This window comes from Bartonella senegalensis OS02, assembly GCF_000312545.1.
Taxonomy (GTDB): domain Bacteria; phylum Pseudomonadota; class Alphaproteobacteria; order Rhizobiales; family Rhizobiaceae; genus Bartonella; species Bartonella senegalensis.
On sequence record NZ_HE997541.1, the window covers coordinates 106,882 to 129,079 of the forward strand.

The window sequence follows — 22,198 nt, forward strand, 5'->3', positions numbered from 1 at the left end:
GAGCTCTGGAAGAGCTTTATAATAGACTTTACGAGATAGAAAAATTTTGACCAAAAGGCAAAAATATTGGTGATAGCTAGTTTTCTCTCATTGTTACAAACTTAATCGAGAAGCATAAACTTTACGTGTACGAGATAGCGCTTTTAGCTATCATAATTTAATGTGATTATAAAGTTCAAAAAGAGTTATTTTTGAATTAATATTTAAACACAGCCAATGGTCCTATATTTCAATATAAGCAAGAAAATACAGATTTACTCTCTAGAAACATTACCTTGGAAAATTATTTCTTTGTTTCTCATCTGTTTGAAGAAGATACTTAATTTTTTTTGATTCTGTTTTTAACACTCATTGCTAATAGAGTGTTGTTTAAATTTTGCTGACACTAATCTTCTTCAGAACCCATGTGTTTATGCTACAATCCAATATCCGAAGCACTTTTCAGATATACTGACACTGGGCAAAAAAATTGTAGCAAGAGACGAGAGGCAGAGTCTACAACAAATTCTCGCAAAAACGCTTGATACGGGAACAAGCTTCTTCAAGCAAGTTTTCCGATGTTGCATAAGAAATACGAAAAGCTGGTCCAAGTCCAAAAGCAGATCCATGCACTACAGCAACAGATTCTGTTTCTAAAAGCTCTGTTACAAAGTCTTCATCATGGGCGATTACTTTACCTTTAGGCGTTTTTTTTCCAATGAGTTTTGCACAGGAAGGATAAACATAAAAGGCGCCTTCAGGCGTTGGGCATTCAATGCCAGGAGCTTGGTTTAGCATGGAAACAACGAGATCACGGCGTGCTTGGAAAACAGCTTTATTTTTAGCGATAAAATCTTGTGGACCACCGAGTGCTTCGACAGCTGCCCATTGTGAAATAGAGCTTGTACCAGATGTTTGCTGACCTTGAACGGTATCCATAGCTTTAATTAATTTTTGCGGTCCGCCTGCGTAACCAATTCGCCAACCTGTCATGGCATAAGCTTTAGATACGCCGTTCATTGTAAGTGTACGCTCGTAAAGATTTGGCTCCACCTCTGCTGGAGTAACAAAGGTAAAACCTTCATATGTAAGATGCTCATATATATCATCGCTGAGGATATAAACATGAGGATGTTTTACTAAAACATCTGTTAGTTTTTTTAATTCTTCATGTGTATAAGCGGCACCTGATGGATTGGAAGGAGAATTAAAAATAAACCACTTGGTTTTTTGGTTAATGGCAGCTTCTAGCTCTTGTGGTTGAAGTTTATAAGAAAATTCTGCTTTAGTTTCTAAAAAGACAGGTACACCCCCGTTTAGAGTCACCATTTCTGGATAACTAACCCAATAAGGAGATGGAATGATGACTTCATCGCCTTCATTCAAAGTTGCCATCAAGGCATTAAAGAGAATTTGTTTACCGCCAGTACCGACAATAATTTGCTCTGGTTGATAAGTGAGGTTATTTTCTCTTTTAAATTTGGCAGAAATTGCTTGGCGCAATTCTGAAATGCCAGATATAGGGGTGTATTTTGTTTCTCCACGTCGAATAGCTTCAATGGCAGCGTTTTTGATATTTTCTGGTGTATCAAAATCTGGTTCTCCAGCACCTAAAGTAATGACATCACGCCCTAGTGCTTTTAAATTACGCGCTTTTTGGGAAACAGCGATTGTTGCAGAAGGTTTGATACGAGAAAGCTTGTCGGCGATAAAAGCCATAATTTCTAATCCTTACATGATAGAAGCAAATGATTTTTGATCTTTGATGGTATTCTATAAGAGATTACGTTGTATGCAATCAAAATTGTGGGAAAATTCTTAGCAAACTTTACTTTAAATACAGATTTAAGACTTTTTCAAGGAAATAGTTTTGAGTGATGATGCAATTTTAGGGGAAGGGACAGTTGGATAATTGTGCAAGGCAAAGCTTTAATTTATAAAAAAATCTTCGTTTTTACAAACGAAGATTTTTAAAGAGAATGTTGCAGAATTTAAAAATCAAAGGGCAGCAAGGTTGCCAGCAGCAAATTTTCCAGAACGGCGATCTTGAAGAACGTCATAAGAAATTTTTTGCCCTTCATTAAGACTGCTTAAACCAGAACGTTCAACGGCGGAAATGTGTACGAAAACATCTGCACTACCATCACTAGGCTGAATGAAACCGAAACCCTTCGTTGTGTTAAACCATTTAACTGTTCCTGTAGACATAGGAAACTCCTTAGAATATATATAAATTATTATGTACTGAAGCTCTTAGCAATCAATACGGCCTTAAATCGAAATTAGGTGGGAGAAGTTTCGCCAAAAGTGCAGATTGCACAGGAAAGAAAGTCACATAACCGAACGTTCGATAGAGTGCATATAAAGGGCTTTGAGATAAAAAGCAAGTCCTAAAGGCGTTTTTTTTATACAAAAACAAACTGAGAGAGAGCATAAAGAGAGGTTGCATGGTGTCATGACTTGAAGTGTGACAAGACACTGGGAGGTTTGTTTATGCTAAAAAATCAATAGAATTTTTTGACTGTAAGGGGTCTCTTCGATATGAAAACGCTCTGGCTGGTGTTTTTTGATTTTTACGCTTTGCGGTATGAGCAAAAAAACTCAACTGAAATAGTTTTGCAATGAGCACACTTTAAGGTTACTTTTTGTGAGTGCTTCGATAGCTTCTGCTACCGATTTAGCTCCAGCTATTGTTGTATAATAGGGAACTTTTTGCATGAGTGCTGCATGGCGTAAGGATTTAGAGTCTGAGATGGCACTGGCAGTACTCGTCGTATTAAAAATCAGTTGAATTTGCCGATTGCGAATGGCATCTTCAATATGAGGATGCCCCTCTAGCACTTTATTGATTTTTTTCGCTTCAATATTATGGTCGGTAAGAAATTTTTGTGTTCCACTTGTTGCTAACACAGAAAACCCAAGTGCAATTAAACGTTTTATGGGATCTAAGATGTGTTTTTTGTCTTCATCTTTCACAGAAACAAATAGAGTTCCTTCCTTTGGAAGTTCAACACCAGCCCCAAGTTGTGCTTTAGCAAAGGCAAGAGCAAACTCATAATCAAGTCCCATAACTTCACCGGTTGAACGCATTTCTGGACCAAGAAGCGTATCGACACCTGGAAAACGAGCAAAAGGAAAAACAGCCTCTTTGACAGCAATCCATTGTTTATGTTGTGGAGAGGGTAATCCCCCATAAGCTTGAAGAGCATCTTGGAGAGTTTCCCCTATCATAATACGGGTGGCCATTTTCGCAATAGGGCGTCCAATTGTTTTTGCAACAAATGGAACAGTACGTGAAGCACGAGGATTAACTTCTAGGACATAGATTGTTTCATCTTTAATGGCATATTGGACATTCATCAAACCACGAACATGAAGTGCCTGTGCTAATGCTTTGGTTTGACGCTCTAATTCAGTTACTATTTCAGGAGAGAGCGTATGGACTGGCAAAGAACATGCTGAATCACCAGAGTGAATTCCTGCTTCTTCAATATGTTCCATAATGCCTACGACCAATGTTTCTTTTCCATCACATAGACAGTCAATATCAACTTCTATCGCTTCTGTCAGGTAAGTATCAAATAAAAGTGGATTCTTACCGAGCAATGTATTGAGTTGGCTTATTTTATCATTGGGGTAACGGGCTTTGATATTTTCTGGTACCAACTCAGGGACACTTTCAAGCAGATAATTCTGCAAGCTACGCTCATCGCGGATAATTTCCATAGCACGTCCCCCTAAAACATACGATGGGCGCACAACCAATGGAAACCCTAGTTCATGAGCGATGAAATGTGCTTGTTCAACCGAATGGGCAATAGCGTTTTTGGGTTGTGTTAAATTAAGCTTGAACAACAATTTTTGGAAACGGTCTCTGTCTTCTGCTAAATCGATAGCGTCAGGCGAGGTGCCCAAGATGGGGATATTGTGTTGTTCTAATGCTTTTGCCAATTTCAGGGGTGTTTGTCCGCCAAATTGGACGATGACTCCAAGCAACTCTCCCTTTTGCTGTTCTGTTTCTAAAATAGCAAGAACATCTTCTGTTGTTAAAGATTCAAAATAAAGACGATCAGAAGTATCGTAATCGGTTGAGACTGTCTCAGGATTACAGTTAATCATAACGGCTTCAAAACCCGCATCACGCAATGCAAAGGCTGCGTGGCAGCAACAATAATCAAATTCTATTCCCTGTCCAATGCGGTTTGGTCCTCCGCCTAAAATAGCAATTTTTTTGCGTTCAGAAACTTGTGCTTCTGAGTGTTCTACACCTGCAAAGGGAACTTCATAGGTTGAATACATGTACGCTGTAGGGGAAGAAAATTCAGCTGCACAAGTGTCAATTCGTTTGAAAACATTTTTAACGTTAAGCGCTTTGCGTAAAGCAGCAATATCCTCTGGTTCTTGTCCGGTAAGAGTGGCTAATCGCGCATCTGAAAACCCCATAGCTTTCACCATGCGCAGATTGTTTGCGTCTTGAGGCAAACCATGAGTGCGGATGCGTTGTTCCATCTCAATGATGGAGGCTATTTGCTCTAAAAACCATGGATCAATTTTGCTAATTTGATGAATTTCATTTAAAGGCAAGCCTGTCCGCATTGCTTGGGCTATGTAGCGCAGACGATCAGGGCTTGGTATGGCAATGGCTGAGCGTATAGAACTCTTTTCATCACCCTCAGCATGTTCAGGAATGATAATTTCATCAAGACCAGTAAGTCCTGTTTCAAGTCCACGCAGCGCTTTTTGCAGCGATTCTTGAAAAGTGCGACCGATTGCCATGACCTCTCCTACAGATTTCATCGCAGTCGTTAAGACGGATGATGAACCAGGAAATTTTTCAAAGGCAAAACGAGGTATCTTGGTAACTATATAATCGATAGAAGGTTCAAATGATGCTGGTGTTGCACCGCCGGTAATATCATTTTTTAATTCATCAAGTGTGTAGCCAACTGCTAATTTAGCCGCTACTTTGGCAATTGGAAAACCTGTTGCTTTTGAGGCAAGCGCTGAAGAGCGGGAAACACGCGGATTCATTTCAATAACAACTAAGCGACCATTTTCGGGATTAACGGCAAACTGTACATTGGATCCTCCAGTTTCAACGCCAATTTCACGCAGTACAGCTATTGAGGCATTCCGCATAGATTGATATTCTTTATCCGTTAAGGTGAGTGCAGGGGCTACGGTGATCGAGTCACCCGTGTGGATACCCATAGGATCAATATTTTCAATGGAACAAACAATAATACAGTTGTCATTCTTATCACGGACAACTTCCATTTCATATTCTTTCCATCCCAAAACACTTTCTTCAATCAGAACTTCTGTTGTGGGGGAAGCTTCAAGCCCACGTTCTATGATTTCATAAAATTCAGAACGGTTGTAAGCAATTCCACCGCCTGTGCCACCAAGCGTAAATGAAGGGCGAATAATGGCTGGAAGACCAATAATATCAAGAGCTTGAACAGCTTTCGCAGTAGCGTGTGCTATATAATGTTGTTTTCGGTCCGCTTCTGTGTGACGCCAATGACGCTCAAGATCTTCCAGTGCTGTATCAAGAGCATCACCAGAAAGTTGAGCTTTAAGTTCCTCGCGTTTTTTAGCGTGTTGTTGGCGATTTTCTTCCTTAAGTTCAGTTGCATTGGCTAACATAGAACGTGGTGTTTCCAGACCAATTTTTGCCATCGCCTTACGAAACAAGGCACGATCTTCAGCTTTATCAATAGCATCGGCATTTGCCCCTATCATTTCAACATGATAACGGTCTAAAATTCCCATACGCTTTAATGACAAAGCGGTATTGAGTGCTGTTTGTCCTCCCATTGTTGGTAAGAGGGCGTCAGGGCGTTCATGAGCAATAATTTGGGCAACAATTTCAGGAGTAATGGGTTCAATATAAGTTGCGTCAGCTAAATCCGGGTCCGTCATAATGGTGGCAGGATTGGAATTAACCAGAATAATTCGGTAGCCTTCTTCTTTTAATGCTTTACAGGCTTGTGTGCCGGAATAGTCAAACTCACATGCCTGACCAATAACAATAGGTCCTGCTCCAATGATAAGAATAGATTTTATATCTGTACGTTTGGGCATGGTCTTTTCCTATATAAATATCCGCGCACAATTACCGCAAGCAGAGTATTTAAGATTTTGAGGCTAGAATATTTTTATAGATTAATAGAGAAAGAAAGTAAGCATTAAAATATCTTTTCCATGTTTTTTTTCTTAATAATAGAGGATCAATGAATGTGGTGAGCCGAACATTAGTCGTTACTTACGAAAAATGAAAAAATCGATAAGGAAAGGTCTTTTTATCTGCGATGATGAAGAGTGTGAGCTTGTTGCTGTTGTTATGTTTGGCGTTTTAAGTTTTGCCGTTATAAGTTTTCACGCTTTTTTGTCGCGATAATGCTGTCAAATGCCAACTTCTTTAAGAGCTCATTGAAGATCATGCGTTAAGAATGAATGGTATCCGTTTATTAATGATGTTGGCTTTATTTCTATCTATATTATATTGTAATCTCAATATTCTTATTCCTTTGTTTGTTTCTTGTTGTGGCTTTGTAACCTTTTCTACTTGCACCTTTCGTTAGCTGTGATGATAGGGTTTATTTTTATGAAGCCTTCTTTGATTCAGAGAATGGGGGAAATTGGGAGATATGTCCGTGTGATTGAGCAGCTTTTTTAAGTTTTTTGCTATGCTGTTATTATTCATACACGAGATTTGAAGTTTAGCTCTCTCATGTTGAGAGTGTAAGACTGGCCAAATAAAAACTGATCATGGTGCTTTGAGAAAAGTGTAGGAAGCATTCGATATTTGTTGAAATCCTGTTATCGTCTTTACATTGTTGTAAACACCCTTAATGATAAAGGAGTAAAGGTTGTTTGCACACAGATGGATGGAGTGATTGGGGTGTATATTAAAGCAGTTTGAAAAGAATTAAATCTGTGTTTCATCAGCTGTTTAAAAGTAAGAATATTAACGAAAAATTAGGTATTTTAGGGTAGAATGGGGCGTTTGTTTATGTTTATAAACATAAAGAGGGAGGTGACATATGTTTGATACCTTCCATAAAAGGCGCTGGGAGATGCAGTTGAGACGAGGTAGGATGTATCTTTAACGTAAGTCCGTGACTTTGTATAATACTATGTATGTTATTTGCTCAAGATAAAAAATGATTGTGATGTAGTTCTATGATTGTGTGTCTTGTAGAATAGACTTTTGAGTTAGCTTGCCTGATCTTTTATTAAATTCCTATTTCATTATTGCTTTATAGTAAAGTTTGTTCTCTGTCATAGCTCCCAAAATAGGAGGAATCTGGGAAATAGTAGGGAAGTTAATGTGTATACGGAAAACAATCTATATACTATGAGAAGCGACAAGCTCAACCCGAAATTCGTGCAGCGTGGGCTTGTATTAGTTTTCATTACTTTATTATTGGATATGATTGGTATTGCAATTATTAGTCCTGTTTTACCGGAATATTTTGTTCAGTTGACGGGAAAAGATGTGAGTGCCTCTTCTGGGGAACGAGGAAGATTATTTGTAGCTTATTCAGTAATGCAATTTTTGTTTGCTCCTGTTATTGGTAATCTTTCAGACCGTTACGGTCGTCGCCCTATCTTGCTTATTTCTATGATTGGTTTTGCTCTCGATAATCTTATATGTGCTATAGCGTGGAGCTATTCTATGTTATTTATTGGGCGTCTTTTGTCAGGGATGAGTGGCGCGAGTTTTGCAACCTGCACAGCTTATCTGGCTGATATATCCGATGATAAAACCCGCACACGCAATTTTGGTTTGTTAGGAATAGCATCCGGATTGGGGTTTATTTTAGGCTCTTTTCTCGGTGGTTTTTTAGGTCAATTGGGCCCACGTGTTCCATTTTATTTTGCTGCTGGCTTTTCACTGATTAATTTTATTTTTGCCTGGGCTCTGCTTCCAGAAACTCTTCCTATACAGAATAGGCGTTATTTTGATATTAAGCGTGCAAATCCTTTAGGGGCTGTTTTGCAACTTAGACAATATCCAACAGTTCTTTGGGTGTTATTGGTTTTTTTTCTTTACTGGCTTGCGGAATCTTTATGGCCAAGCGTTTGGGCATTCATTGCTAAAGAACGTTATGATTGGAATACATTGTCTATTGGATTGTCGTATAGTGTTTTCGGGATAGGCCAGTTTGTTGTGGTTGCTTTCATTTTGCCTTATTTGTCTAAGCGATGGAGCAATTGGTGTATTGCAATGGTAGGTTTTTTGTTTGCACTGACTGCTACGCTTGGCTACACATTTGCAACGCAAGGGTGGATGGTTTATGTGGTTTTTGTTTGCACAATGCTTGAATATCTTGTTCATGCACCTATACGTGCTATCGCTTCAGCACAGGTCCCTATAAATGCTCAAGGAGAATTGCAGGGAGCTATGGCGTCTATTATTTCATTGAGTTCAATATTTGGTCCCATTTTTTATATGTTTCTGTTTGAACAATTTACGCATCAAAATGCAGGGTTTTATTTCTCTGGAGCTCCTTTTGTGGGAAGTTTTTGTGTCCTTCTTCTTACAACGATCATTTTTGCTTTGCGGGTGCGCTAATTTCTTGAGATTTTGGTTGGTAATTTTTTTGCTAAAACAAAGAAAAAGAAAGATTATAATTCTATAAAGGAGTAGAAGCTGTTCTTTTACTAAAAGCAAAGCCTTTTACGCAAAAAAAAGCACTATAATTTGGGGAAAAGAATCCGAAAAATAAGTTCCTGCGATTAAGCTGTTTTTTTATAATCCATAATCAGATTGAAAAAACGCTGAAATAGGGAGTGACTGTCTTGTGGTCCGGGAGATGCTTCGGGATGATATTGAACAGAAAAAACCGGTTTTCCGATGATGCGAAGGCCACAATTTGAATTGTCAAAAAGGGAAATATGTGTCTCTTCAACATGTGGTGGCAAAGATGTCGTTTCAACAGCAAAACCATGGTTCATTGAGACAATTTCGACCTTTCCGGTGATAAAGTCTTTTACAGGATGATTTGCACCATGATGTCCTTGATGCATTTTTATGGTTTTTGCTCCAACAGCAAGAGCAAGAAGTTGATGACCGAGACATATGCCAAAAAGTGGTATATTACTGTCAATGAGTTTTTGAATGGTTGGAACAGCATAATCGGCCGTGGCGGCTGGATCACCTGGTCCATTGGAAAGAAAAACACCATCAGGATTCAGTGCTAGAATTTCTTCTGCATTTGTATCTGCTGGAACAATGGTTATACGTGCACTATGTGCAGCCATAAGTCGCAGAATATTGCGCTTAATGCCATAGTCAATCGCGACAATGTGAAAATCGGAAGCATCATTTGTCTCATAGCCCTTGTTCCATACCCATGGCTTTTCACTCCATTCTGTTGATTGCTTTGATGTTACTTCTTTTGCCAGATCAAGATTGACGAGACCAGTCCATTTTTGCGCGCGTTTTTTCAGAGTATTGATATCAAAATTTCCACTTGGGTCATGGGCAATGATGCCATTGAGTGCACCTTTTTCACGAATAAGAACGGTTAATGCTCGTGTATCGATACCACAAAGTGCAATGATTTTACGTCTTTTGAGCCATTGATTAAGGTTTTCATTTGCGCGGTAGTTAGAGGGATGGGTAATGTCTGCTTTGAAAATAGCACCGACTGCTCCATGACAATTGAGGGGGGTGAGATCTTCAATATCTTCACTATTTGTTCCTACATTGCCAATATGAGGAAAAGTAAAGTTCACAATTTGTTTTTTATATGAGGGATCTGTGAGGATTTCTTCATAGCCTGTCATGGCTGTGTTAAAACATATTTCAGCTTCAGCAAAACCTGTAGCGCCTGCTCCTTTGCCCTCAATAACTGTTCCATCGGCCAATATTAGGAGGGCAGTAGGTCTGTTTATATTCCAAGGTTTAGGAGATGGAATAGCTTGTGTCATAATATGCGCCCGCAATTTATTCTCTGAAAGATGTTATGATCAATGTTATACAAAAACACCACCATAACAGATGGTGTGTGTATTGTTATTACAATGTTTTGCTTAAGTTTAAGAGTATAGGTCTATTCTCTGAAGAGGTAAAGTCCTGTTTTTGGATTTTCTAACACCTTGATGTTCATTATTTTTTATCATGCTTTGTAAGATGTATAAGAATTGATGAAAAATGCTTTTTAACAATCCACCCTCGAATGCTTTTTAAATGAAAATAAAACATTTTAAATATTTCTTCTAAGGATTTAATAAAAAGCTTTTTTGGGTAAAATTCCTTTTTCTGTTTCAATTTTTCTCTGGCTTATAGAGTTGGAGATGCAGAGAACCTAAGCTGTTGGGAAAATATATTGGCTAGGCTGGTTCTATTTTTAGAAAATTGGCTTTGTGGAAGAAATGACTGTAGATAATTTTTTCGAACAGAATCAGAAAAATTTACCTTGTATAAACAAGGCGATGAAGCAGTAAAATTGTTTTGCAGTTAAAGATGCGGGATCAGATATGTCTTGCTATGCTTTGTTTAAGTGATAGTCCCTTGAATTAGTGTTGCGGTTAAAGATTGTAATATTTTTCAGTGTGGTCAAGAGAGGTTCAAATCCGGTGATTATTTAACAGTTTATTCTAGCAAAAGGATAGGAGAGTATGAACAGCTAGGGCGTCTTTATAAAAGAATCTGCTCGCTTGAGATTGGCAAAAAATAAGGGAAAATGGTGGTCATTGGGTCAGTTTCTCTCGTATCAGTTTGATACGGTAGAAGTTAGACATGCTCTTTTTGAAACTTTAATGTGAAAAGAGGCGGTGAGGAATTGTATGATTCTTTCTAAGGCTATTGAGCATAAAGGGACTCTTTGTAGCAAAAAATGCACTCTTTTAAAATTTGGTAATCATCTTTGATGAAAAGTGCCTTAAATCTTATTTAGTGCAAAGGGCATCTGAAATTATTTTGATTGTTAGAAGTCTATTAAGCGTACAGATTCATGCGGAAGTTATTCTTGTTGATAACGATACTTTTCTCAAAAAAGCAGTGTCAGAGAAATGCTTTAAAGTAAGTGAGAGGGATCTTGTTTGAGAGGTGAACAAGACATCTACTCTCTGTTTCACATTATCCTTCTCTTTTTGATGTTCTTCATTTCTATAGGATTTGTTGTGTAAAGCGGTGAAGCTGTTAAAAACAGTTCTGTTAATAACAATGGCTTGCCTGCTAATCGTAAACGGGATCGGCGTGCCCATAGTGTGTCTTGTCGTCCGATATGAATGTAATCGCGGGTCAGTTTGTCATTGCTGAATAAATAGCGTCCCAGTGGTACAGATCCTAAGTTTATCAGAGCTTCATTGTGTTCGAAGAGAGTTTCTTGCGGTATGACTGTACGACCAAGAAGCCAAGGTTGGTTGTCTCCCATCAGTATGACCTCACGTAGCCAATAACGTGCGCTCTTTGGCAGATGGGCAGCTTCTTCTTGCAGTTTATCACGCGTAATAAAACATTCACGTTGTGGTTCGATATGTATGCAAGTACAGTGTTTTTCAAATCGACGTGTCATAGATCCGGGCTCCAGGAGCCAATCTTTGATGTTAGCTGGTACTGGAGGATCTTGATCAGATAGCCATTTCAGAGGTGGCAGGAGAGAATCTTTAGGATCAGACATCATTTTACTTTACCGCTAAAATCGTATTCCATGTGCTTTGTGCGGGATGATAGAAAAAACATTGTCGTTGTAATTTAGAAATGCAGAGGGTGCAATATTCTAAACGGGAAAATGTGAAAGGGAAGAGGGCGTTTTTTAGCATTTTTCTTTCTCTTAATCCTCTCTGTGTTTTTCATTCTCTCCTCTAGAAGGTGATTGGAAAAGGAATGGCATAAAAGAAGAAGTTTGTTATCACATCGCTGGAGATCTGTCTGAATTTAATTTTGGTTTATTAAAATCTTTCGATAGGATGACGCATTTTTTAGCATGTTTATCATTGTTCTGTGATCTTTTCCTATTTTGAACAAATTTTTAGCGAGAAAAAAGATCAGAATGCAGTGACAACCTAGTATTATTATTCTTTTTGCGAGCTCCAAATATTGCCAACATTCCTTGTATTAAGATGATTTATGAGAGACACTTGGACTCCTTTCTTGAAGAGCTTTTTGCTCTCATGCCAACCACAGTTTTGATATTTGAGCGAATAATTTTGATTGATTCACTCTCTAGAATAGAAGATTTGAGGTGGGAAGTCTTACAATGTTCGAGGTTCTCATTCAAGTTGCGAAGTAATTAATTATCCTTATGAATCAATGTGTTACTGTTTATTCTCCTTACAGGTTTCCTTTTTGCCTCTGAAGATACCTTTATCATTATAACTTGTGTATTTTCATCTGCTTCAAGAAGTAAGGTACTTAGATAATATCATTTTTTTGCTTGTTCTTAAGAAGAAAGCCTAGAGCTTAGTCTAAGGTATCACCTACAGCATGGTTTGCATTCTCAGACTATGACTTTTTGGGGTCAAGTCTTAGACTGCTTCTTTGCACTGTTTTTCTCTCGTGCTCACTTGTTTATAGCTACCATCACACTCTCTAGCCCAAACTATAGACTTTCTCCCCAACATAAAGTGGCATTGGATCATTAAAAGATCGTTACAGTTCAAGTTTAGAGGTTTTAATAAGCTTTTGCACATCGAGTATCAAATCCCTTTTTGACACCAAGATCATAATATGGATGCTCTAATATTTGCTGGATAAGCCAGAAGCTTTTGCCATTGAGCCTCTTTGTTTAAAAAAATAATCTGAATCTTTTTAGCAAAACGATGGGTAAGTTTTTAATTATGTGCATGATAAGAAATGGATCTTCACTAAACCGTCAATTTTTTGCAAATCCTTGGATTTGATGGAACACTTCTGCTAATAGATTTATTCTTTCAAAATATAATGTTCTCACACAAATAGAATATGCTCACTACTTCATCTTCATACTCAAATTTTAACTTAAGGCATAAAACCTATCAAAACATGTTTTTGTTCATGGAGGCAAAAGATTTATTTGAATCTTCCGATAAAATGACATCTTTAATGATGCACTATGGGTTTGGTTACGTGTTGCGTGATGGAAGTTTTGATTTTCGGTATTGTTTTTTATACAGAGTCGTATCTTGACTGTGTTGATACTCCAGTGAGATGCATGTGATTTGGTATCTTTGATAGGAATATTTCATTTGTATAAGGATTTTGATTACCAGGATTACACAGTAGAAACCATATGTTTAAAGCTTCTGTTTGAAGCGATGAGATTTTAGCATAAATTATAGAAAGGAAAGTTAGCACTGTACTAAACAGAGCCTAATTCTTTCAGGTGGCAGTGTTCTGGCATATTTGATACATCTCAGCTGAAAAGTTGTAAGAACTCCCTTGTTTTTTCGCTTGATGATATGATGAAGGCAATGCAAAAAAAACACCATTTTAAAGCATCTCACCACCCCTTTCCCATGACTGCAACTTCTAAAACTCTAACGGAAATAGTTTAAAGCTGCATTTACTACCAAAGATGCCTTTAAACAATAAATGCTCTATGCTCGGAGTTTTCGTCCTAACCATATAAGAATACAGGCTCCGACAAAACCTGAAATAAGATAGCCAACCCAACCAGCAAAACTGACGCCAAAAAAGCTAAAAAGGAAGCTCGCTAATGCGGCTCCAATAATACCTAACAGAATGTTTAGAAACACTCCTGTTTGGCTTTTCATAATATATTGGGCAGCAAAACCTGCAAGCCCGCCGATGATAATAGCTGCAATCCAACCGATGTTTGCATCTTCCATTACATTCTCCTTCCTTTGCCTGAATCTAAACTGTTAGTTCTAACTAGGGTAAGCTTTGTAAAGGTCAAGGCTTATTACTTCTTTCTCCCAAAGTGGAGAATATCTTTATCTCATATTTTATTACAATATTACAATTTTTACTTTATGGATTTTTAATTTATGTAAATATCTTCTTTATTTATACAAAGAAAGATCTCTAAAAACCATAGAACATCTTTTATTATAGCAAAAAATGTTCAGATTAGCAATTTTTTTGGTAAACACAGAATTTTTTAGAAATTAAATTTAGATTTTTATAAAGTATATTTTTAATCAATTCTGTTTATCAATAGATTTTTTGCAATTCTTATAAAAATATTTTAAAATTTTAAATTACCTTAAGGCAGAAAAAATAAAGAGAAAATTTAATTTTCAAAAAAATCTAAAAAGTGTTTTCTGAAGTATGCTATCAATAATATTTAAAACTTTTTTCTTTTTAATCTTTGCAAAATGCTATGCAGATTGAATCTCCCAAAATATTGCTATAATAGTGATAATCAGACTAAGAATTGCATTTTTTATGGTATATTTTCTCTGAATGGACAATTCTTCTTGTCGTATGTAAGTGTTCTCAAAATTAAGGTTTTACTGTTTTCTCTTCAGGAGGATTACGCAGACGAGAACTTTGGAGTAAACCCTTTGCTTCTAAAATTGGATAGACCATCGAAGTTAAAAGGGAGTTTATCTGTTTTAGATCGCGTACAGTATCAAGGTGAAGACTGGATGATTCTACATTTTTGAGTTCACTTTCACGCAGGCGTTTAAAATGTTTTAAATTCATCTCTTTTTCTAAATTTCGCAGCTGATCTTTTTTCTGTACTAGTAAATGCGCGGCGTGTGTGTCACGCGAGACAAGAACATTAAATGCGATATGCGCATTGGCCAAAACAATGGCGTGAAACTTAAGAAGGTCATTCCATCCGTCACTGCTAAATTGTAAGCCTTTTTGTTGTTTCTTTTTAACCAACATAAGCATATTGTGGATAATAATGTCTCCTGCTTGATCTAACTTTATACAAGTGCCGAGAAGTTCTTGTGTTTGGAGGGCTTCTTCATCCGATAACCTCTGTCCAGCTAGTCGTGCAAGATACAATTTTATTGCGATATGCTTTTTGTCCAATATAGTGTTTAACTGATTAAGCTCACGGATAATATCGGGATCAGGTTTTTCATAAAGCCCCATGATTTTTTCTAGCATGATATCTATAAGATCACAAATATGGATCACTTCACGCATAACGTTAGAGAGTGCGAGAGTTGGACGTTCAAGAACGCTATCATCAAGGGCTGTTTGATCGGATAGATTAAGAATTTTATCAGTTGGTACTTTCTTTGTATTTAAATGGACAATTTTTGTAGTCAATTGTAATACCCATTTCGAGAGCGGTATTCCAGCAAGCAGAATGAAAATATTAAAAATGATATGGGCATTAATAACCTGCGTAGAGGCTTCATTGCCAAGCCATGAGATAGGTGGTTGAAAGAAAAGAAATAAAGTAAGAACAAGGATTGAGCCTGCTCCACGCATGAGTAAATTGCCCAAGGGAACGAGGCGCGTATTAGGAGAGGCGCCGCGTGTTAAAAGTGGCGCTATGAGAGAAGAACCAAAGTTGACTCCAAGAACCATAATAATACACATTTGTGCATGGATAAGGTCATAGTTGGCAAAATTGACCAGTAAAATAATTCCTGCAATCGATGAATGCAAGAAGTAGGTTATTACTGCTGCTAATAAAAAAGTGGAGACAGGATCGGTTGAAAGATAGTTAATGATACTGGGCAAAATTGCGCTCTCACGCAAAGGCTCTGTGGCTGTGCTTATCATTTGTAAAGATAAAATCAAAAGGCCAATACCGATGATGATACGTCCGATTTGACGCCAATCACGTTTTTCAGTTGTCATGAAAATACAAGTGCCGATTAAAAGACACAATGGCACAACGATGGTGAGGTCATAGGAGAGAATTTTGACAACTAATGCCGATCCTAATTCTCCTCCCCGCACAGCCATCAGCCCTGCTAATCCAGAGACGAAACCAGATTCAACAAAAGAACCAACAAGCAGCGTTATTGCTGTAGAACTTTGTAAAATCATAGCTGTAAAAAGTCCAAAGCTTACAGCGAAAAATGGTTTGCAAATAACATGGCGCATTTTGTATTTGAGCCTATCACCATAAGCGCGTTCAACTCCCGTGCGCACCATGCGTGTGGCCCAAAGGAGTAAAGAAATAGCGCCTGCAAGATGAAGGAGTACCAATGAACTATTCATGATACTTTTTCTTTCTTTGTTGTTATGAATACAATCGATCTAAAAAATTGATGAGTTGGGGTTTGTCGTTTTACTTTGCTTTCGCTTCTAATACATGACTAAAATCATAGCCGCTTGGATTTTGAAAAATCTTTAGACCAAAACTGGGAAGAATGGAATAAAGGTGGTCAAAAATATCACTTTGAATTTGTTCATATTCTAGCCAAATAGTCGTATTGGTAAAGCAATAGATTTCCAAGGGTAAACCATTTGGTGTAGGAGGTAATTGTCGTGCCATCAAGGTCATGTTTTGTTCGATATTGAGATGATTTTTGAGATAAGCCAAAACATAAGCACGAAAGGTTCCAATATTGGTTAAACGACGGGTGTTGGCTAACACATCATGGTTTTTATCTAATTGGGCGTTCCATGCATTGATTTCCGGTATTTTTTGTGTGAAATAGTCTTCTAATAGATTAAATCGGGAAAGGTAGTCTTTTTCTTCTTCCGTGTGAAAACGGATGCTCGATTGGTCAATGAAGAGGCAGCGTTTAATACGTCTTGCACCTGCCTCTTCCATTCCACGCCAATTCTTAAAAGGATCGGTTACCAGTTTACGGATAGGGACTGTAGTGATTGTTTTATCGAAATTTTGAACTTTGACGGTGTGAAGTGCAATTTCAATGACATCGCCATCTGCACCGAGATTGGGGATTTCAATCCAATCACCAACACGTACCATATCGTTGGATGAAATTTGAATACCTGCAACAAGAGAAAGCAGCGTGTCTTGAAAAATTAACATGAGGACAGCGGCCATTGCACCAAGACCAGAAAAGAGAATAAGAGGGGAGCGGTCAATCAATGTGGCTACCATTAAAACTGCAGCAACAGCAAAAAGTGCAATTTTGGCGATTTGAATATAACCTTTTATTGGTTTTAGCCGCGCTGTTGGACGTTGTTCATACATAATGTTAATGACATTGAGAAGAGAAGAAATCGTTAGGACGACAATGAAAATAATCAAAGCATTTGCAACATTGCCTATAATAGTTCTCAGCACGTCGGGTAATTCTGGAATCAAATCAACTCCGGTTGAGAGAGTAAAAACGGCAATAATATTTGCTATATACTGAATGGCGTTTTTTATATCGGCAGTTGTATTCTTGGGAAAAAAAGAAGAAAGTCGTTTTGCTCCGTGAATGAGTAGCTTTTGCGCGAAGAAATTTACGAAAATCGCAGCAAAAATCAGAATAATGAGCCAAGAAATAATCTTTAACCACGGATGTTGAACAAAAAATTCGACCACTTTTTTACTCTCCCTTTTTCAAATTATATGTTGTTGAGCCTTTAAAAGTTTTCAATCATTTAAGAGGAAGTCTTGGAATTATGCTCTAAAGTCGTTAAATATGCAAAAAAGAATTTTAAAACGCTGTGAGAGATAATGCGCTTTTCGCCTGATTTCCTTGATGAGCTCCGTAGCAAATTACCAATTTCAACAGTTATTGGTCAAAGGGTGGTTTTTGATCCTCGAAAAAGTAAACCTTCACGAGGGGATTTTTGGTGTTGTTGTCCCTTTCATGGTGAAAAAACACCAAGCTTTCATTGTGATGACCAAAAAGGTCGTTATTATTGTTTTGGTTGTGGTGTGAGTGGTGATATTTTTACTTTTCTTTGTGAGCTTGATGGGTTGCACTTTGCAGAAAGTGTAGAGCGTTTGGCTGATTTTGCAGGGATAAAGCTCCCTCTCTTTGATCCACAAATTCATGAAAGCCAAATGAAAAAGGCTGATCTTTATGATGTCATGAAAAGAGCCACGGTTTTTTTTCAACAGAGCTTACATGAAAAAGGTGGGGCTCAGGCACGTCGTTATCTTGATGCGCGTGGCATAACACCAAAGCTTGCAGAGCGCTTTCGGATTGGTTTTGCTCCGACAGGGCATACAGCTTTGAAAGACGCTTTGAGTGCGCGTGGTATTTCCATAAAACAAATGGAAGAGTGTGGACTTCTCAAAATGGGTGAAGATGGTACCACTGCCTCTGACCGATTTAGAAACCGTATTATGTTTCCTATTGAAGATTTACGTGGACGTGTCGTGGCTTTTGGGGGGCGTGCTTTAGAAAAAGAGACATGGGCAAAATACCTCAACAGTCCTGAAACAGTGTTGTTTCATAAAGGAGATATACTTTATAATGCAGCTTCTGCTCGTAAAAATAGCCGCTTGGTTGGTGATGAAAAAAAACACTCACTCCTCGTTGTTGAAGGTTATATGGATGTCATCACATTGACTAAAGCTGGTTTTGAGGGAGTTGTAGCCCCTCTGGGAACAGCACTAACAGAAGCACAAATTGCGCTTTTATGGCAGATGAGGACTGATCCAATTTTGTGTTTTGATGGAGATGATGCCGGTTTAAAAGCTGCTTTTCGTGTTGCTGATCGGGTGCTTCCTCTTTTAAAAGCAGGGGTGTCTGTGCGTTTTGTTTTGTTGCCACAAGGTAAAGATCCCGATGAAATTATTTGTGCTGGTGGTGCAGAGCTTTTTGCCTCTTTTTTGCAAAAATCAATCCCGCTGATTGAGCTTTTATGGTGGCGTGCCAGTTATGGAAAGAGTTTTGAAACTCCAGAGCTGCGAGCAGCGCTAGAAAAACAACTTAAACAGCAAATTTTTACGATTAAGGATGACGATATAAGGCGTTATTATTTGCAAGATATCAAAAAACGACTGTTTGATTTTTTTCGTCCCTCTTTTTCGAACAAAAAGAATTCTGAGCACTCTCATTCGTTTTCCCAAAATAGGATATTTAAAGATCAATCGTTTTCTGTTTTAGCAAATTCCGACATTGTGCGTAATTCTTCACGCTCTATTCCTCTGCGTGAGGCTGTTATTTTATTGATTTTAGCTTATTATCCTCAGTTATGGTATGAAAATTTTGAGGTTTTTGCCGAGTTGGAGTTAAAAAACACTCAGTTAGTGCGTTTTCATCAATCCATGTTGGAAATTCTCGGAAATCAGCAGCTTCATGATAAAGAAACAATGGTTGCACTTTTAGAAGAAAGAGGGCAAAAACAGCTTTTAGAGCTTATGAGAAATCTTGTACAAAATGTTGGTATGCGTACCGTCTTTGCTGGTGCTCCTATAGAAGACGCTCGTGCTGTATTAAAACAAGCCGTGTACTTGCATCTTCAAGAACACCACCTACATAAGAGACTACAGGATATTGAAGAGCAACTCGTGGAAAATCCTAAGAGTGAGGTGTTTGATTTGCTGCGTGAAATAAAAATCGAGCTAGAACAAATGCAAGCAACAGAAGCTTTAATTGAAGGATTTGGAAGTTGGTTTGATGAAGAAATAGACGGGAATAAACAAGATAAGATAAAATGATTCGCTTTTTGGGAGCGAATCAGTCACCTAGGGCTTAGTGTAAGGAAGTTTTTATGTAGAGCTGCATTTTGATAAAAATGACGACTAAATTTTAGGAATAGCGGGAAATTGGTTCTTACTATAGGGTGTAGAGATTGTCTTAGAAAAGTTGAGAGGTGTCGGGGAAACTTCTGGAGTTTTCCCGTGTTTTTCTGTGAATGAAGAACGTATACAAAATATCTCCGTTTCTAAGAGGGAGTTCTTCTCAGAGCAAGTAGAGAAGTCTATATGAGAGATGACTGATACGCGTAAGTGGGAATGCAACAAACTGGTCACCTGGAAATTGCAGAGTGATCAAGTGGAGTTAACGGTATGGCAACAAAGGTTAAACAGAAAGACAATACAGAAGTAAAAGCCCAAGCGAGTGTGGACAGTCCTCTTCTCGATTTTTCTGATGATGCCATCAAAAAAATGATTAAACTCGCCAAAAAAAATGGTTACGTGACGATGGATGAACTGAATGCAGTTCTCCCTCCTGATGAGGTTACATCTGAACAAATTGAAGATACCTTGGCGATGTTCTCAGAGATGGGCATTAATGTCGTGGATGATGAGGGAGAGGCTGAGAATTATGAAGAAGAGGTTACGGTAGAGGGGGGAGATTTAGTAGAGGCTACGAGTAACGCGCTTGTAACGACAACAAAACGTGAGCTAACAGATCGCACCGATGATCCAGTGCGCATGTATTTGCGTGAAATGGGCGCTGTTGAACTACTTTCACGAGAAGGTGAAATTGCCATTGCCAAGCGTATCGAAGCAGGGCGTGAAACAATGATTGCAGGGCTTTGTGAGAGTCCCTTAACTTTTCAAGCTCTGATTATTTGGCGTGAAGAATTAAAAGAGCAGCGTATTCTCCTTCGTGAAATTATTGATCTTGAAATGACTTATGCAGGTCCAGAAGCCAAGCAAGCCCCTGTTATTGAACGAAGTGAAGTTCAAAAGATAAAAGAGGAAAAATCCTCTTCTGGCATGCGCGATATGGAGAGTCTTGCGCGAGACATAGGTGTTGAGGACGATGATGAGGAAGAGGATGACGTTAATTTGTCGCTTGCTGCTATGGAAAATGAGCTCTGTCCTCAGGTCATGGAAACGTTGGACTTTATCGCTGAAACTTATGTGAAATTGCGAAAATTACAAGATCAGCATGTCGAAAGTAGTTTGGCAGAACGTAAAGAGGGAGCTCTTTCACCTTCACAGAAGAAAAAATGTATTCAATTGAAGGGCGAACTGGTTCAGGCTGTGAAATCTCTTTCTTTGAACCAAAATCGTATTGAGGCTTTGGTTGAGCAGCTTTACGATATCAATAAGAGATTGATTCATAATGAAGGTAAACTGAAGCGAATTGCTAGTCATTATGGCGTTGGTCATGAGGAATTTTTAAAAGAGTATCAAGGTCGTGAATTGGATGCAGATTGGATTAATTATATCGCAACTTTGTCGGGGCGTGGTTGGAAAGAGTTTTCCACGCGTGAAGCAAAAGAAATTAAAAAATTACGCAGCGAAATACAAAATCTAGCACAAGAAACGGCTATTTCGATTGGTGAATTCCGTCGAATTGTGACACAGGTGCAGAAAGGTGAGCGCGAATCAACAATTGCAAAAAAAGAAATGGTAGAAGCTAATTTGCGTCTGGTAATTTCAATTGCAAAAAAATATACCAATCGTGGTTTGCAGTTTCTTGATCTTATTCAAGAAGGCAATATTGGTTTGATGAAGGCCGTGGATAAATTTGAGTATCGGCGTGGATATAAATTTTCAACTTATGCAACATGGTGGATTCGTCAGGCAATTACACGCTCAATTGCTGATCAGGCACGCACTATTCGTATTCCTGTCCATATGATTGAAACAATTAACAAGATTGTTCGTACATCGCGTCAGATCTTACACGAAATCGGACGTGAACCTACACCAGAAGAATTGTCTAGTAAACTTTCTATGCCCTTAGAAAAAGTGCGAAAAGTTCTTAAAATTGCAAAAGAACCAATTTCACTTGAAACGCCTGTTGGTGATGAGGATGATTCGCATTTGGGTGATTTCATTGAGGATAGGAATGCGTTATTGCCGATTGATGCTGCTATTCAAGCTAATCTGCGTGATACGACGACTCGTGTACTTGCTTCGCTAACGCCACGTGAAGAACGTGTTTTACGAATGCGTTTTGGTATAGGAATGAACACTGATCATACGTTGGAAGAAGTCGGTCAACAGTTTTCAGTTACGCGTGAGCGCATTCGTCAGATTGAAGCAAAAGCGCTTCGTAAGTTAAAGCATCCCAGTCGTTCACGCAAATTGCGTAGTTTTCTTGATTCTTAACTGCGTTGTGTCTTTTTAAAGATGCGTGCTTTATTGATGGAGATGGATGAAAGAAAGGTATATCATGTGGTTCTTGAAATGTCTTTCGCTTAAAGACAATAGATTGAATGTTGAATATTTTTACAGAATTTGCATAGAATTTGCGCCGTCAAAAACTTCTTTTGGCTTTGTTATTTTTTACTACGGTCTATAAATTTTTACTACGGTCTATAAAGTAGTATGAAATTATAGAGTTTATTTTAAAAAAATAGATAATATCTAAAGCGCTCTCTTATGTTATTAAAGAGATGGTGTGTAAGAAACTTTAAATCAGAGTGCGTCTACTTTTCTTTGAGGAGAGGGGAGTGTTTTATTTGTGCTAAGGCATTGATAAAGCGTTTGTGTTCGTATGTGGATATGAAAGATTT

11 protein-coding genes are annotated in these 22,198 nt (G+C 38.1%); 3 read left to right on the forward strand and 8 right to left on the reverse strand.

The genetic code is table 11. From position 1 onward, the window contains the following. Positions 1-495 precede the first annotated feature (495 nt). The 3 genes from BN200_RS05005 to carB all read right to left on the reverse strand — a co-directional run bounded on the left by BN200_RS05005 (position 496) and on the right by carB (position 6,066). Positions 496-1,698, reverse strand: coding sequence for a pyridoxal phosphate-dependent aminotransferase (locus BN200_RS05005; protein ID WP_019221438.1), 1,203 nt, complete (start codon positions 1,696-1,698; stop codon positions 496-498). Positions 1,699-1,977: 279 nt separating this feature from the next. Further along, positions 1,978-2,187 carry a cold-shock protein gene (locus BN200_RS05010; RefSeq protein WP_019221439.1) on the reverse strand — a complete coding sequence of 70 codons (210 nt, stop codon included), beginning with the start codon at positions 2,185-2,187 and terminating at the stop codon, positions 1,978-1,980. A 393-nt stretch (positions 2,188-2,580) separates the two neighbouring features. Further along, the gene (gene carB / locus BN200_RS05015; protein WP_019221440.1) at positions 2,581-6,066 is read right to left on the reverse strand and encodes a carbamoyl-phosphate synthase large subunit; all 3,486 of its coding nucleotides are present in this window, start codon (positions 6,064-6,066) and stop codon (positions 2,581-2,583) included. A 1,276-nt stretch (positions 6,067-7,342) separates the two neighbouring features. Here carB and BN200_RS05020 point away from each other — a divergent pair. After that, positions 7,343-8,563 carry a tetracycline resistance MFS efflux pump gene (locus BN200_RS05020; RefSeq protein ID WP_034989078.1) on the forward strand — a complete coding sequence of 407 codons (1,221 nt, stop codon included), beginning with the start codon at positions 7,343-7,345 and terminating at the stop codon, positions 8,561-8,563. Between the two features lie 164 nt (positions 8,564-8,727). Here BN200_RS05020 and carA read toward each other — a convergent pair whose 3' ends face one another. The 5 genes from carA to BN200_RS05050 all read right to left on the reverse strand — a co-directional run bounded on the left by carA (position 8,728) and on the right by BN200_RS05050 (position 17,363). Further along, a complete protein-coding gene (gene carA / locus BN200_RS05025; protein ID WP_019221442.1) occupies positions 8,728-9,924 on the reverse strand; it encodes a glutamine-hydrolyzing carbamoyl-phosphate synthase small subunit in 1,197 nt (398 codons plus the stop codon). 1,145 nt (positions 9,925-11,069) lie between these two features. Then, positions 11,070-11,621 carry a chorismate lyase gene (gene ubiC / locus BN200_RS05035; protein ID WP_019221445.1) on the reverse strand — a complete coding sequence of 184 codons (552 nt, stop codon included), beginning with the start codon at positions 11,619-11,621 and terminating at the stop codon, positions 11,070-11,072. A 1,894-nt stretch (positions 11,622-13,515) separates the two neighbouring features. Beyond that, the gene (locus BN200_RS05040; protein ID WP_019221446.1) at positions 13,516-13,767 is read right to left on the reverse strand and encodes a GlsB/YeaQ/YmgE family stress response membrane protein; all 252 of its coding nucleotides are present in this window, start codon (positions 13,765-13,767) and stop codon (positions 13,516-13,518) included. Positions 13,768-14,383: 616 nt separating this feature from the next. Beyond that, positions 14,384-16,075 carry a Na/Pi cotransporter family protein gene (locus BN200_RS05045; protein ID WP_019221447.1) on the reverse strand — a complete coding sequence of 564 codons (1,692 nt, stop codon included), beginning with the start codon at positions 16,073-16,075 and terminating at the stop codon, positions 14,384-14,386. A gap of 70 nt (positions 16,076-16,145) precedes the next feature. Continuing rightward, on the reverse strand, positions 16,146-17,363 hold the full coding sequence (locus BN200_RS05050; RefSeq protein WP_019221448.1) for a mechanosensitive ion channel family protein: 1,218 nt from the start codon (positions 17,361-17,363) through the stop codon (positions 16,146-16,148). Positions 17,364-17,498: 135 nt separating this feature from the next. On the opposite strand from BN200_RS05050, the gene dnaG reads away from it, so the two are divergent. Both dnaG and rpoD read left to right on the forward strand, forming a co-directional pair. Then, positions 17,499-19,436 carry a DNA primase gene (gene dnaG, locus BN200_RS05055; protein WP_019221449.1) on the forward strand — a complete coding sequence of 646 codons (1,938 nt, stop codon included), beginning with the start codon at positions 17,499-17,501 and terminating at the stop codon, positions 19,434-19,436. Between the two features lie 351 nt (positions 19,437-19,787). Continuing rightward, positions 19,788-21,791: an RNA polymerase sigma factor RpoD gene (gene rpoD / locus BN200_RS05060; RefSeq protein ID WP_019221450.1), complete on the forward strand. Its 2,004-nt coding sequence runs from the start codon at positions 19,788-19,790 to the stop codon at positions 21,789-21,791. Positions 21,792-22,198: the final 407 nt, after the last annotated feature.